General features: G+C 35.4%; 15 protein-coding genes. 10 read left to right on the top strand and 5 right to left on the bottom strand.

The annotated features are described in order from the left end of the window. A complete protein-coding gene (locus ACU1LP_RS02640) occupies nt 1-1440 on the top strand; it encodes a M64 family metallopeptidase (protein ID WP_445735484.1) in 1440 nt (479 codons plus the stop codon). 9 nt (nt 1441-1449) lie between these two features. Here ACU1LP_RS02640 and ACU1LP_RS02635 read toward each other — a convergent pair whose 3' ends face one another. From ACU1LP_RS02635 to ACU1LP_RS02620, 4 genes are all read right to left on the bottom strand, one after another. Continuing rightward, nucleotides 1450-2175 carry an SDR family oxidoreductase gene (locus ACU1LP_RS02635; RefSeq protein WP_445735483.1) on the bottom strand — a complete coding sequence of 242 codons (726 nt, stop codon included), beginning with the start codon at nt 2173-2175 and terminating at the stop codon, nt 1450-1452. Between the two features lie 86 nt (nt 2176-2261). Then, nucleotides 2262-2783 carry a DUF4136 domain-containing protein gene (locus ACU1LP_RS02630; RefSeq protein WP_445735482.1) on the bottom strand — a complete coding sequence of 174 codons (522 nt, stop codon included), beginning with the start codon at nt 2781-2783 and terminating at the stop codon, nt 2262-2264. 411 nt (nt 2784-3194) lie between these two features. Further along, entirely contained in the window at nt 3195-4193 is a 999-nt protein-coding gene (gene obgE, locus ACU1LP_RS02625; RefSeq protein WP_445731543.1) for a GTPase ObgE, read from the bottom strand. A 33-nt stretch (nt 4194-4226) separates the two neighbouring features. Then, on the bottom strand, nt 4227-5336 hold the full coding sequence (locus ACU1LP_RS02620) for an adenylate kinase (RefSeq protein ID WP_445735481.1): 1110 nt from the start codon (nt 5334-5336) through the stop codon (nt 4227-4229). 339 nt (nt 5337-5675) lie between these two features. Between ACU1LP_RS02620 and ACU1LP_RS02615 the strand changes: the two genes are divergently transcribed. The 9 genes from ACU1LP_RS02615 (at nt 5676) to ACU1LP_RS02575 (ending at nt 12690) form a co-directional block, all read left to right on the top strand. Then, on the top strand, nt 5676-6833 hold the full coding sequence (locus ACU1LP_RS02615; RefSeq protein WP_445735480.1) for a 5-(carboxyamino)imidazole ribonucleotide synthase: 1158 nt from the start codon (nt 5676-5678) through the stop codon (nt 6831-6833). Beyond that, nucleotides 6830-7105: a virulence protein gene (locus ACU1LP_RS02610; protein ID WP_445735479.1), complete on the top strand. Its 276-nt coding sequence runs from the start codon at nt 6830-6832 to the stop codon at nt 7103-7105. Before ACU1LP_RS02615 ends, ACU1LP_RS02610 begins: the two co-directional genes overlap by 4 nt. 142 nt (nt 7106-7247) lie before the next feature. Further along, on the top strand, nt 7248-7730 hold the full coding sequence (gene purE, locus ACU1LP_RS02605; protein WP_445735478.1) for a 5-(carboxyamino)imidazole ribonucleotide mutase: 483 nt from the start codon (nt 7248-7250) through the stop codon (nt 7728-7730). A 147-nt stretch (nt 7731-7877) separates the two neighbouring features. After that, a complete protein-coding gene (locus ACU1LP_RS02600; RefSeq protein WP_445735477.1) occupies nt 7878-9914 on the top strand; it encodes a M3 family metallopeptidase in 2037 nt (678 codons plus the stop codon). A 130-nt stretch (nt 9915-10044) separates the two neighbouring features. Continuing rightward, entirely contained in the window at nt 10045-10548 is a 504-nt protein-coding gene (locus tag ACU1LP_RS02595) for a GbsR/MarR family transcriptional regulator (protein ID WP_445735476.1), read from the top strand. A gap of 53 nt (nt 10549-10601) precedes the next feature. After that, nucleotides 10602-10955: a hypothetical protein gene (locus ACU1LP_RS02590; protein ID WP_445735475.1), complete on the top strand. Its 354-nt coding sequence runs from the start codon at nt 10602-10604 to the stop codon at nt 10953-10955. Continuing rightward, entirely contained in the window at nt 10942-11640 is a 699-nt protein-coding gene (locus ACU1LP_RS02585; protein WP_445735474.1) for a DUF2071 domain-containing protein, read from the top strand. The genes ACU1LP_RS02590 and ACU1LP_RS02585 overlap by 14 nt, the downstream gene beginning before the upstream one ends. 226 nt (nt 11641-11866) lie before the next feature. After that, nucleotides 11867-12424 carry a sigma-70 family RNA polymerase sigma factor gene (locus ACU1LP_RS02580; RefSeq protein ID WP_445732444.1) on the top strand — a complete coding sequence of 186 codons (558 nt, stop codon included), beginning with the start codon at nt 11867-11869 and terminating at the stop codon, nt 12422-12424. Continuing rightward, a complete protein-coding gene (locus ACU1LP_RS02575; RefSeq protein WP_445732443.1) occupies nt 12424-12690 on the top strand; it encodes a hypothetical protein in 267 nt (88 codons plus the stop codon). Before ACU1LP_RS02580 ends, ACU1LP_RS02575 begins: the two co-directional genes overlap by 1 nt. Here ACU1LP_RS02575 and ACU1LP_RS02570 read toward each other — a convergent pair. After that, nucleotides 12683-13516 (bottom strand): hypothetical protein, encoded by an 834-nt coding sequence (locus ACU1LP_RS02570; protein ID WP_445732442.1) that lies wholly within the window; start codon nt 13514-13516, stop codon nt 12683-12685. The genes ACU1LP_RS02575 and ACU1LP_RS02570 overlap by 8 nt on opposite strands. Nucleotides 13517-13630 lie beyond the last annotated feature (114 nt).

Genomic DNA, 13630 nt, shown 5'->3' with positions numbered 1-13630 from the left:
ATGAAACAGCTTCTTTACATCATCTTATTGGTTGGTTTTCAAAATATTTCTGCCCAAATTTTTAATACGGAGACCATTAAAAACTCTGGTGATAATGATAAAAGAATCAACTTGGTAATTTTAAGTGAAGGATATCAAACCCCTGAATTACCTCAATTTAAAACGGATGCCATCAACTTTGTAAATGCTATGTTTAGCCAGTCGCCATTTAAAGAATATGCCAATTATTTTAATGTCCATATTATAAAAGTGCCATCTAACGACAGTGGTGCAGACCATCCAGGAACAAGTATGGAACCTTTAGAATCAACTTTAAGTCCCGTTGTTCCAATAAAAATGGTAAACACTTATTTTAATGCTGCTTTTGACTCGTATGGTTATCACCGATTACTTTTTTATGAAATAGATGGCAATTATGCGAATAATACAGAAGTTAAAATAAATAGCGTTTTAGCCGATAATTTCCCAACCTACGACCAAGCGCTTATTTTAGTGAATTCCGCTATTTATGGTGGTAGTGGAGGCGAATTTCCCATGGCTTCAAAAGGGGTTAGCAATGGCGTAAGTTCTACAGAAATTGCTATTCACGAATTGGGACATTCTATGTTCAACTTAAAAGATGAATACTTTCCGCTTGATGAGATTTATTTTAGCGAAGCCATTAACATGACCCAACAAAACAGCCCAAGTTTGGTAAAATGGAAAAATTGGTTGGGAACCAATGGTGTTGGTACTTACCAATATAATAATTCTGGTTTTGCAGCCAGTTGGTACAGACCACATCAAGCTTGCAAAATGCGTTATTTAAGTTATCCTTTTTGTGCAGTTTGTAAAGAAGGGATCGTTGAAAAAATACATAGTTTAGTTTCGCCCATTGATGCTTATGCCCCAGCTTCAAATAGTATTTCAAATCCAACGTTTCCAATCGATTTTCATTTGAATTTAATAAAACCGGTTCTGAATACCTTAAAAAGCACTTGGACCCTTAACACCGCTAATTTTGCAAATGATGTTGATGTTGTAAGTGTTTTAGAAACTGATTTAACTACTGGAATGAATTCACTAACCGTTACGGTAAATGACGATACTGCGATGTTAAAAGTCGATAACCACGATACGTTTCATGTATATACAGTGACTTGGACGATTGATAATTCTATATTAGGAGTTACAGACATTACTGGCGAAGTTGCTAATTACAGCATCTCTATGTACCCCAATCCAGCAACCCATTACCTTAACATTTCAACGGAAACTACCTCAAACAATCCTATTAAAATGGACATAATAAGTTTAGAAGGAAAACTTGTAAAAAGCGTTACGCTCTCTAATTTTGGAACCCAACAAATAGACGTAAGCTACCTAAGCCAAGGCGTTTACATCACTAATTTCTACAGTGGTAATTTATGGATTGCCAGTAAAAAAATTATAAAAAACTAACGCAATAATTTATTTACTTGGCGGCATTGTAGGCCGAACTTCAATTTTACTTGGCAAGGTTCTTGGGTTCATTTTAATCAAATCGACTACCAACTCGCCAATATCTTCTATTTGGATTTTCCAGGAGTCCTGTTCATCGGGCATATTTCCATTAAAATAAGTTGAAACGGAACCGGGCATAATGGTGCTCACTTTAATATCGTGCTGGCGTAAATCCAACATTACTGCTTGTGTAAAACCGGTTAAACCAAACTTGCTCGCATTGTAGGCTGAACCGTTCGCAAAAAAATTGGTGCCCGCCAAACTGGATATGGTAATAAAATAACCTTTAGACTTTTTTAAGGCTTCAACACTTGCCTTTATGGAATAAAAAACGCCCGTAAGATTAGTGTCAATGGTTTCCTGCCATTGTTGTATGGTTAAATCTTCAATGTTGGCAAAATGCCCTAAACCTGCATTTGCGATAACAATATCCAATTGTCCAAAATGATTTATAATTTTTTCAACCGCTTTTTGTTGACTTTGATAATCTCTTACATCGGCTTCAATACCCAAGGCTTTTGCTCCCGATGGTGCTTTGGAATTGAGTTTCTCCGCCGCCTTTTGTGCTCCTGCAGCACTTCTGCTGGTTACTGCAACATGAATGCCTTCCTTTATCAAGGCCTCGGCGATACCGTAGCCAATACCTTTGGAGCCTCCTGTAATTAAGGCTGCTTTGTTTTTTATTGATGTCATGGTTTTTGCTTTTTTGTAAAATTACGAAATGAATGGGATAACCGATGCATGTACTCTGTTAGGATAATAATAAAGTTTTTGGATTATCACTGCTTCGGTGGATATGCCGTCAACACTTTTTCGGCTATGGCATTAAAAACCTGTTCGCGTTTTTCGGGGGATGCATTCGGGTTGAAACTCGATTCGCTCACCGCTTGCCAAATCAAACCTTTTCCTTTCTCATCCACAAAATCTATAGTGATTTGACGGTTTATGTTGGATTGCCCTATGGGCAAGCCTATGGAAATACCACCTCCCATGTTGCCACCGCCACCACCTAAACCAACGCCGACGTTACTGCGTTGTGCTTCTTGGTATTCAGTGCTTTTAATATCTACCAGAAAATCTGGGGTTTCTGAAAAAGTAAAACCTTTGGCTGCCATTTTTGCATCGAAAGCATCTAAAAACCGTTTAGTGTCTAGCGCACTCAAACCTGTTTGAAGGTCGCCATAATAACTATATGTTTTGTATTTGCTGAAGTCGGTACCTTTCTCAAAATCGTAGTTAACTCGAATTGGGGCACATGAAACTGTTAGAATGGCTAAAAATAGGAATGTGAAGATTCTCATAACTTTAATTTTTTGTTTTTTATTACATGACAAAAATAATCTTATATCATAAAAATAACTATTAAAGTTGATCCCTCCGCCTATCGGCATACCGAAATAAATTCGGCACAGGCTCTCCCCTTGAAAAAAGGGGAGGAATTATTTTAAGAAACTTTTTTTAATAATTTGATGTTAATAAGTTTTTGTCATGTACCAATTTTTTTTATAAAGTTAATCAAAAATTGTTCCAGTAGTATGAAGTTTGTTGGGAATTGCGTTAGGGATAGTAGTGGAAATCCTTTTGGTTTTACTTTGGGAAGACACCGAACATAAAAAAACAAGCTTATAACTTTGATTGTGGATTCCTGCCTACGCAGGAATGACAAAAAACCAAAAGATTGTAACGAATAGCCCGACCCTTGTGGTAACGCCCTAATTATTCAACATTTTCCAAAGCGTGTCCTTTAACTGCGTGATGCCTTGTTGCGCCACCGAGGAAATAAATAAATAAGGAATTGGCAACTCGTTATCCAATAATTCTTTTAATTCTGCTTTTAGCTCATTGTCCAGCATATCGCATTTTGAAATGGCGATGATGCGGTCTTTATCGAGCATTTCCGGGTTGTAGCGACGGAGTTCGTCCAACAGGATATCGTATTGTTTTTTAATATCGGGCGCATCGGCAGGAATTAAAAACAACAGAATGGAATTCCGCTCAATGTGGCGCAAAAAGTAATGCCCGAGTCCGCGACCTTCGGCAGCGCCTTCAATAATTCCCGGAATATCGGCCATGACAAAGGTTTGGAAATCGCGGTATTTTACGATGCCCAGATTCGGTTTCAAAGTGGTAAACTCATAATCGGCAATTTTTGGTTTTGCTGAAGTAATGACAGATAAAAGGGTGGATTTTCCAGCATTCGGGAAGCCCACCAAACCAACATCGGCAAGCACTTTTAATTCTAAGGTAATGTGTTTTTCCTCTAGCGGAATTCCCGGTTGTGAGTAACGTGGTGTTTGGTTGGTTGGGGTTCTAAAATGCCAGTTGCCCAAGCCGCCTTTACCACCTTCGGCAATAATGCGTTCTTCGCCTTCTTCGGTAATTTCAAAAATAATATCGTTGGTTTCGGTATCCCGAACCACGGTTCCTAAAGGCACATCTACATACTCATCCACGCCATCGGCACCAAAACTTCTACTTTTACTACCACTCTCGCCATGGCCTGCACGAATGTGTTTTTTGAATTTTAAATGAAGAAGTGTCCAAAGGTTGGAGTTCCCTCGAAGGATAACATGGCCTCCACGGCCACCATCACCCCCATCGGGACCGCCTTTTTCAATAAATTTTTCACGATGTAAATGCGATGATCCTTTGCCTCCGTTACCGGAGCTAACGAACATTTTTACATAATCAACAAAATTGCCTTCGGTCATTTTTGGGTTTAATATTTAAACTCTTGTGAAGATTTAAAGGTTTTTTATTACCGCGTCCAATCGCAGCGTAATTTCATCGATACTGCCAACGCCATCAACACCATAATATTTATTTTGTGCCGAATAGTAATCTTTTAAAATAGCGGTTTTATCGTAATATTCTTTGATGCGGTTTCTAATGATGGATTCGTCTGCGTCGTCCACACGGCCACTGGTTTTTCCTCTGCTTAAAAGACGTTTCACTAAAATTTCATCATCAACTTCCAAAGCAACCATGGCACTAATAGCAGAATCTTTGCTTTCCAACAATTTGTCCAATGATTCGGCTTGTGCGTTGGTGCGTGGGAAGCCGTCAAAAATAAAACCTTTGGCACCAGAATTTTTTTCAACTTCTGCGTTTAGCATGTCAATAGTTACTTGGTCTGGAACCAACTCGCCCTTATCCATATACGATTTGGCCAACATGCCCAAAGCCGTTTCGTTTTTAATGTTAAATCTAAAAACATCGCCCGTGGAAATATGAACCAGATTATATTTAGTTTTTAAAAATTCTGCTTGCGTTCCTTTACCAGCTCCTGGAGGTCCAAAAAGTACTAAATTTGTCATGTATTGTGTTTCTTTTATTTGATAGACTTCGGGTATATTCCGTCCCAATCCGTTATAATCCAAGCCATAGCCCACTATAAATTTGTTAGGTATTTCGATACCTATATAATGTAATTTAAAATCTTTTTTGTACGCTTCTGGTTTGTAAAATAAGGTGGCGATTTTTAACGATTTTACCTGTTCGTTTTCAAAAATACGGTGTACTTCTGCCAGTGTGTTTCCTGTATCGATAATGTCTTCCAAAATAACAACGGTGCGCCCCGTTAAGTCTTGTGTTAAGCCAATTAAACGCTGAATGTCTTCGGTGGATTTAACCCCTTCATACGATGCCAGTTTAATAAAGGTTACCTCACAGGGTTTTGGGTACTTTTTCGCAAAATCGCTTACTACCATAAACGAGCCGTTTAAAATACCAACAAAAACGGGGATTTCGTCGCCAACATCGTTAGCTATGTCTGTTGCCAAACGCTGCATAGCGGCATCTATTTCTTGTGAAGAAATAAATGGTTTAAAATATTTGTCGTGTAGCTTTATCACAGTCAGTTATTTTTGAAAGGGGCAAAGATAATCAATAGATTGGCGAATTACGATTTTTTGATTTACGAATTCAAGACTAATTTAAGATTTAAGTGTATTTTTGTATCAGGACAAACGCATTAAAATCAATATCTCTATTTTTAGCCACGAATTTCACTAATTATCACGAATAAATGAGTTTAACTCATTTAAAATTCGTTAAATGATTGTCCTAAAATGATCATACGAATAGAAAAATCTTTGGATTTTTCAAGTATTCGTGAAATTCGTGGCTTAATATTTTTAATGGTGCGCCTTGATTTTTGCATATCATTAAACAGTTTTTAGTAACAACAACTTATGAATTATTTTTCTTCAAATTTTAAACTTGGTATTCTCGGTGGTGGACAATTAGGCAAAATGTTGTTGAACGACACCCGAAAGTTTGATATTTACACCTGTGTTCTGGATGCCAGTAACGAAGCGCCTTGTAAAATTGCCAGTAATGAATTTCATTTGGGCGATTTAATGGATTTTGATGCGGTTTACAATTTTGGAAAACAAGTAGATATACTGACCATTGAAATTGAAAACGTGAATATTGATGCGTTGGAAGCCCTTGAAAAGGAAGGTAAAAAAGTATATCCGTCGTCCAAAACCTTACGGATTATTCAAAACAAAGCAACCCAAAAACTGTTTTATGTGGACCATAATTTGCCAACAGCACCGTTTTCGCGATTTGCATATCTTTCAGAAATTGAAGATGCCATTAATAATGGTGGGTTGGAATTTCCATTTGTTTGGAAAGCTGCCCAATTTGGTTATGATGGAAATGGTGTGAAAGTAGTTAGAAAACTTTCAGATTTAGAAGGTTTACCAAAAGGTGAATGTATAGCAGAAACGTTTGTTCCGTTTAAAAACGAATTGGCTGTTATTGTTGCAAGAAATGCATCAGGTGAAACAAAAACGTTTCCTGTGGTTGAGATGGAGTTTCACCCTGAAGCGAACCAAGTGGAATACGTAATTTGTCCTGCTAGAATTTCAGATGGGGTTGCAAAAAAAGCAGTAGAAGTAGCATTAAATACTTCAAAGGCTTTTAATCATGTTGGGTTATTGGCTGTTGAAATGTTCCAAACGCAAAACGATGGGATATTGATAAACGAAGTTGCCCCACGGCCCCATAATTCTGGACATCAAACCATTGAGGCAAGTTACACCTCACAATTCGAACAGCATTTAAGGGCTATTTTAAATCTGCCATTAGGAAGAACGGACAGCAAAGTAGGCGGGGTTATGGTTAACTTAGTAGGTGCTGAAGGGTATAGCGGCAATGTGGTTTATGAAAATATTGAAGCCATTATGGATTTTGATGGCGTTACACCGCACATTTACGGCAAAAAACAAACCAGACCTTTTAGAAAAATGGGCCACGTTACTATTGTGAATGAAGATTTGAATGAAGCACGACGCGTTGCCGAGGAAGTTAAAAAGACGATTAAAGTTATAAGCGGTTCATGAAAGAATCCGGAGAAATAATTATATATAGTACTTCAGATGGTTCATCAAAGATTGAAGTTAATCTTAAAGATGATAATGTTTGGCTGAATCAAAATCAACTCTCAGACCTTTTCAACAGAGATAGATCGGTAATAACCAGACATTTAAATAATATTTTTAAAGAGAACGAGCTTACAAAAAAAAGCAATGTGCAAAAAATGCACTTTAGTCATTCCGATAAACCCACAAATTATTACAATTTAGATGTTATAATATCACTGGGATATCGATAAAAATCAATTTCTTTATAAAAATGATTCAACAAAAAAATAACAAATAGTACCTTAGTAGCATTAACTTTAATGATTGCAGAAAGTAGTCCTAAAGAAAAAGATTTAATAATAAACATAATTATAAATTTAATTAATTCTGAAAATGAATAAAGTAGGAGTCATCATGGGAAGCAAAAGCGATTTGCCAGTAATGCAGGACGCCATTGATATTTTAAAAGATTTTAATATAGATGTAGAAGTTGATATTGTTTCGGCACACCGTACCCCAGAAAAACTATTCGATTATGGCAAACATGCACATACCAGAGGCTTCGCGGTTATTATAGCAGGTGCTGGTGGTGCGGCACATTTACCGGGCATGATTGCTTCGTTATCCCCCTTGCCGGTTATTGGTGTTCCTGTAAAAAGCAGTAATTCCATTGATGGTTGGGACTCCGTTTTGTCCATTCTACAAATGCCGGGAGGCGTACCCGTAGCTACAGTGGCATTAAATGGTGCAAAAAACGCAGGAATTTTAGCGGCCCAAATTATAGGCTCCAGCAATCCTGACGTTTTAGATAAAATAATGGACTATAAAGAAGCCTTAAAACAAAAGGTGCACGAATCGGCCAAAGATTTAAAATAAAAAAACCTCGAGGGGAATCTCGAGGTTTTCCAGCTATTAAGAATAATTTTATTGAGTTAGTCACTCTTCAAATTTTCAATGACAAAAATAATAAAATTTTATTATGCACACATAATAAATAACGTTTTTTAATACTTTTCTTTAATAATGACACAAAATATTCTACTAAAACCGTTTGAAACCCCTTATAATTCAGCACCTTTTTCGAAAATTAATACGGCCGATTTTTTTTCAGCATTTAAACAAACTATAGAAGATTCCAAGGCTGAAATTGATACTATTGTAAATAATACGGAAAAACCGACTTTCAAAAACACGATTGAAGCTTTGGAATTTGCTGGGGAACAATTGGATAGAATTTCGAGTATCTTCTTTAATTTGAATTCTGCCGAAACCAACGATGCCATTCAAAAGATTGCTCAAGAAGTATCACCTTTACTATCAGAATTCAGTAATGATATTACCTTAAACGAAGCACTTTTCAAACGTATAAAATCGGTTTACAACTCAAAAGACCATTTAAGTTTAACTATTGAGCAACAAACCCTTCTCGACAAAAAATATAAAAGTTTTTCAAGGAATGGTGCTAATTTACCAGAAGATAAAAAAGCAAAACTGCGCGAAATTGATAAGGAACTCAGCAAATTAAAGTTAAAGTTTGGCGAAAATATTTTGGCCGAAACCAACAAATTTGAAATGCTAATTACTGATGAAAATGAACTCTCAGGATTACCCGAAGGTGCCATGGAAGCAGCAAAACAATTAGCAGAAAGCAAAAAAAAAGAAGGTTGGTTGTTTACGTTAGATTATCCAAGTTATATTCCGTTTGTCACTTATGCTGATAATAGAATACTTCGTAAAAAAATAACACTTGCGGCTGGAAGTAAGGGTTTTAACAACGACGCTTTAGACAATCAAGATATTGTTTTGAAAATAACTAAGTTAAGGTTTGAACGTGCCAATTTGTTAGGTTACAAAACCCATGCGCATTTTGTTTTAGAAGAACGCATGGCAAAAACGCCTGAAAAAGTCTTAGGGTTTTCAAATGAATTACTTGAAAAAGCAAAACCCGCAGCTGAAAAAGAATTCCAAAATCTTCAAAATTTTGCCAAAGATTTGGATGGCATCGAGCAACTCGAAAAATGGGATGGCCACTATTATTCCGAAAAATTAAAACAAAAATTGTTTAGTTTAGATGACGAGTTGTTAAAACCCTATTTCAAACTGGAAAATGTGATAGATGGTGCATTTACGGTTGCCAATAAACTGTTCGATTTGAATTTTGAGGAAATCAATAATATAGACAAATATCATGAAGACGTTTTAACCTATAAAGTAACCGACAATAATGGTGGTTTAGCAGCTATTTTTTATGCCGATTTCTTCCCAAGAACAGGAAAACGAAATGGTGCGTGGATGACTTCATACAAACCACAATCTATAAAAAACGGTTTGGATGATAGACCACATATTTCCATCGTTTGTAACTTTACCAAACCAACCAAAAGCAAGCCATCGCTGTTAACTTTTAATGAAGTAACCACTTTGTTTCATGAATTTGGGCATGCATTGCATGGTATGTTGGCAAACACCACGTATCCTAGCTTGTCGGGAACCAGTGTGTTTTGGGATTTTGTGGAATTACCAAGTCAGGTTATGGAAAATTGGTGTTACGAAAAAGACGCTTTGTCGTTATTTGCGAAACATTATGAAACAGGAGAAGTCATTCCCATGGATTTGGTAAAAAAAATAAAGGAATCTTCAACCTTTTTACAAGGGATGCAAACGTTGAGACAAATAAGCTTTGGTTTATTGGATATGGGTTGGCACGGTCAAGATCCGTCAAAAATAAGCAATGTAAAAGCATATGAAGTAGAAGCTTTTAGTAACACAACGTTATATCCTGAAGTTGCTGAAAACTGCATGAGCACCTCGTTTTCACATATTTTTCAAGGCGGATATTCATCGGGGTATTATAGTTACAAATGGGCGGAGGTTTTGGATGCCGATGCTTTTGAGTACTTTAAAGAAGTCGGCATTTTTAATAAAGAAGTTGCAATTAAGTTTAAAGACCATGTACTTTCACAAGGCGGAACAGAAGACCCGATGGTACTTTATAAACGCTTTCGCGGAAAAGAACCGCAACCTGAGGCTTTGTTGAGGCGGGCGGGATTGTTGGAATAATGATACTCTAAGAGACCTGTCAGGTCTGATGCTCCATCGAAATAAAGAAAACTATTGACTTACAAATTATATCGACAAAATAAACTTTCAATAATTATTGAAAGTTTAAAACTTATTATATATTTGTACTATGAATTACGAAGAAGCAAAAATAAAATTTATAAGTACTTGGGGAAGTTTAGGTACGCTATGGGGCATCAACAAAGCCATGGCTCAAATACAGGCATTACTTTTTATTTCAACCAAGCCCTTATCCATGGAAGAAATTATGGAAGAGCTTCAAATTTCACGTGGAAACACGAGCATGAATTTACGTCAATTAATGGATTGGGGTATAGTTACCAAAGAGCTAATTCCGGGTGAACGTAAAGAATATTTCTCTACTGAAAAAGATGTACAGGAATTAGCTAGAATTGTTGCTAAAGAGCGAAGCAGAAGAGAAATTAAACCCGTAATTAAAGTGTTAAAGGATGTGTCATCGATTGATGATGATGGCACTGAAAAAACCAAGGAATTAATCAAGCAAACCAAAGCATTACACGATTTAACCGAAAATGCTGATGCTATAATTAACAAACTTGTGAGCCAAGAACAAAACTGGATTACAAAATCGTTATTGAAATTGTTTACCTAAAAAAATTTAAAATATACTTTCAAAAATTTCTGAAAGTTTAAAAACATAATAATATGAAATATTTATATCAAACTAACAAATGGCTAGTAATCATAAATGCTATTCTTTTCATTATACCTTATTTTGGGTTGATGTTCTTGATTGTTTTAGGAATTATTCAACTCATTATGTATTTAATAATAGCAGACAATCATAGTAGTTTAGACAAAAGTGGTAAAACACAATTCCTCATCTATAGTGTCGCTACTGCAACTATTCTGATTATCACAATTATATCATTTACTGGCGTGTTGTATTATAAAGATGCTTTATTCATGATAGTTATTGTTACCTCCATACTATTAGCCTTCATTCATTTAAATATCACTTATTTACTAAGAAAACCAAACCAAGATGAAACAAACTAATATATTCATGCGAGGACATTGGGAAGATTTAATCATCACCAATTTTCAAATAGACAAAGCCATTCTTGAACCTTATTTGCCTAAGGACACCGAAATAGACTTTTTTAAGAATAAAGCAATTTTGAGTATGGTAGCTTTTACATTTTCAAAAGTGAGTTTTTTTGGTTTTAAAGTCCCTATGCATCAAAACTTCGGACAAATAAACTTCAGGTACTATGTGAAATCTAAAATTGACAACACTAAAGGAGTCGTTTTTATAAAAGAATTTGCTCCAAAACCATTAATTACTCTTGTTGCAAATATATTCTATAACGAACCTTATCATTTTAAAAATATTACTTACAATAAATTTATTAAAGACAATGAAATTGCTTTAGAGTATAAGTTTAAGGGTTCGAAAACAGGTGCAAAAGGTAGTTTGGTAACTGACGAATTGACTAAAAATAGCTTAGAACATTTTGTAGTTGATAGATATGTAGCGTTTATAAAGAATAAAAAAAGTGAAACATTGCAATATAAAATACACCATAAACCTTGGAAGCTTTATAATTTAGATACATCGTATTTTGACAAAGAACTCCTCAATCTGTTACCCAAAACGTTTAAAAACCTAAAGCACGTTTCAACTTGTTTTGTTGATGGCTCTTCGGTGTCGGTTCAAAAAGGAACTTTACAATCTGTTTAATAGTTGTGCGCTTTAATTGAAAACTGGTATTGCGTTAAGGATTACTCATATATTTTATTGTTGATTTGGAAATCGTTAATGCTTCGCATTTGTAGCTGCATCCTTTTTTGCCATTAAAAGCAAAAAAGATATAGCGTAAAGCTTGACACTTGTGGTAACGCCCAAAAATGATTTATAAATTTATTCACATTTTTACCTTATTTTTGAAAAAAGAAAAGTTTGCTATATGTCCAACCATGAAATTAATCCAAATAAATGGGTCGATTTATACTCTGATTACCTCTACAACTACACCATTTCGCGCGTTAGTGATAGAGAGATTGCGCAGGATTTGGTGCAGGACACGTTTTTGGCTGCGTTAAAATCCATGAAAAATTTTAAAGGTGAAGCCAGTGAACGCACCTGGTTGATTTCTATTTTGAAGCGAAAGGTTATTGACCACTACCGCAAAATAAACTCAAAAAAGGGAAAAGCCGAAGTACGGATCACTTATAATGACGATTCTGAAAGTGAAGGTGATTGGTTGGAAGAACGTGTTGCAGACCCCTTTGATAAAACTGCCGAAGACACCATGCAAAACAGTGAACTAGGGGATGCCATTTTTAATTGTTTGAGCAAATTGCCAGAAAAACAGGCAGAGGTTTTTAAAATGAAAACCATTGAAGGTTATGAAACTGAAGTTATTTGTAATGAACTTAATATTACGGCGTCTAACCTTTGGGTAATTATCCATAGAGCCAGAACCGCTATGGCAGCATGCTTAAAAGAAAATTGGTTTAAATAATGGGCAATAAAATTAAAATTGTAATTCCTTGTGATGAAGCAAACCATGTGTGTGATAAAACACAGTATAAAAATGCGACGTTATGTGAAAAAATAAAACTGAACATCCATTTAATTTATTGTAGGGCTTGCAGAGAGTACACTAAAAACAACACGAAGCTTACAAAAACCATTAAAAAAGCGCATATTGAGTGTCTGGATAAAAATTGCAAAGAAAAAATGAGGTTGGATTTGGATAGCGCTATTAAAGAAACCCCAATCAACTAAACATAAGCACCAATAAAAGCCACAAAATGGGCAATCCTTCTACCCAAAAACAACTGTAATATGTTCCTTGTTCTTTTTTGGAATACACTAAAAACAAACTTGTTATAATCGTTAAAAGTGCCGAAATGAAAATATTTCCAGTACTTATTTCATTTTTAAGAAACTCTAAGAAAAAAAATACCAGCAATAACAAAACACCAATTATTTTGGTTTGTTTTACACCTATTTTCTGTGGAATGGTGGCAAGTTTTAAACTATCGTAGCGTAAATCCCTAATTTCAAAAGGAAACATTAAAACGACAATAAAAACATATCGCTGAATCGCCGTAACCATAACCTCAACATTCAAATCATAATGGTTGTTTATTACAGGAAGAAATACGGTAACACCTGTCCAAACCAATGCTATTAAGTGCACTTTCAATCCGCCTACACTTCTTAAATTATGTTGAGGGCCTAAAAACACATGCTTTGGAAAAAAAGGAATGGCGTAAAAAAAAGTGATGAGTCCGAATCCAGCAATAAAAAATAACGTGCCCATGTTTAATTGACTGGCGTAATAGCACATAACCAAAAAGCTGAAGATTGAAAAACCCTGAATGGCTTTTAGCCAGCTTGCCAAATTTCTATGATGAAGTTTTACCATTCCAAAATACTTCACAAAATTATAACCCGAAATGGAGGCGAAAAACACGAAATACAATATGGTTTTATCTGAAAGCAAACCATACTCCGAAAGTGTTATCCATGTTAACGAAAACACCGATAAAGCCACATGGATACTACTATTTATGTAAAAATTGAAAAGCTGCTTCAACATCTTCATTCAGCAAAATTAAGCAAACTGTTAATAACGGTTTCAAACGGTTAAAAACTTTACATTTTATTCAACAAAACACGTTTATTATTGCTTATTTTTGCAAAATTATTAAACAATTAC

This window comes from Mariniflexile sp., assembly GCF_052728615.1.
This window is presented reverse-complemented; position numbering and strand designations above follow the sequence as displayed.

Coding starts and splice junctions, on each gene's coding strand:
- ACU1LP_RS02570 (WP_445732442.1), bottom strand. CDS start 13,516: ATGAAGATGTTGAAGCAGCTTTTCAATTTTTACATAAATAGTAGTATC.
- ACU1LP_RS02590 (WP_445735475.1), top strand. CDS start 10,602: ATGAAATATTTATATCAAACTAACAAATGGCTAGTAATCATAAATGCT.
- ACU1LP_RS02585 (WP_445735474.1), top strand. CDS start 10,942: ATGAAACAAACTAATATATTCATGCGAGGACATTGGGAAGATTTAATC.
- ACU1LP_RS02630 (WP_445735482.1), bottom strand. CDS start 2,783: ATGAGAATCTTCACATTCCTATTTTTAGCCATTCTAACAGTTTCATGT.
- ACU1LP_RS02600 (WP_445735477.1), top strand. CDS start 7,878: ATGACACAAAATATTCTACTAAAACCGTTTGAAACCCCTTATAATTCA.
- ACU1LP_RS02610 (WP_445735479.1), top strand. CDS start 6,830: ATGAAAGAATCCGGAGAAATAATTATATATAGTACTTCAGATGGTTCA.
- ACU1LP_RS02595 (WP_445735476.1), top strand. CDS start 10,045: ATGAATTACGAAGAAGCAAAAATAAAATTTATAAGTACTTGGGGAAGT.
- ACU1LP_RS02615 (WP_445735480.1), top strand. CDS start 5,676: ATGAATTATTTTTCTTCAAATTTTAAACTTGGTATTCTCGGTGGTGGA.
- ACU1LP_RS02640 (WP_445735484.1), top strand. CDS start 1: ATGAAACAGCTTCTTTACATCATCTTATTGGTTGGTTTTCAAAATATT.
- ACU1LP_RS02635 (WP_445735483.1), bottom strand. CDS start 2,175: ATGACATCAATAAAAAACAAAGCAGCCTTAATTACAGGAGGCTCCAAA.
- ACU1LP_RS02575 (WP_445732443.1), top strand. CDS start 12,424: ATGGGCAATAAAATTAAAATTGTAATTCCTTGTGATGAAGCAAACCAT.
- purE (WP_445735478.1), top strand. CDS start 7,248: ATGAATAAAGTAGGAGTCATCATGGGAAGCAAAAGCGATTTGCCAGTA.
- ACU1LP_RS02580 (WP_445732444.1), top strand. CDS start 11,867: ATGTCCAACCATGAAATTAATCCAAATAAATGGGTCGATTTATACTCT.
- obgE (WP_445731543.1), bottom strand. CDS start 4,193: ATGACCGAAGGCAATTTTGTTGATTATGTAAAAATGTTCGTTAGCTCC.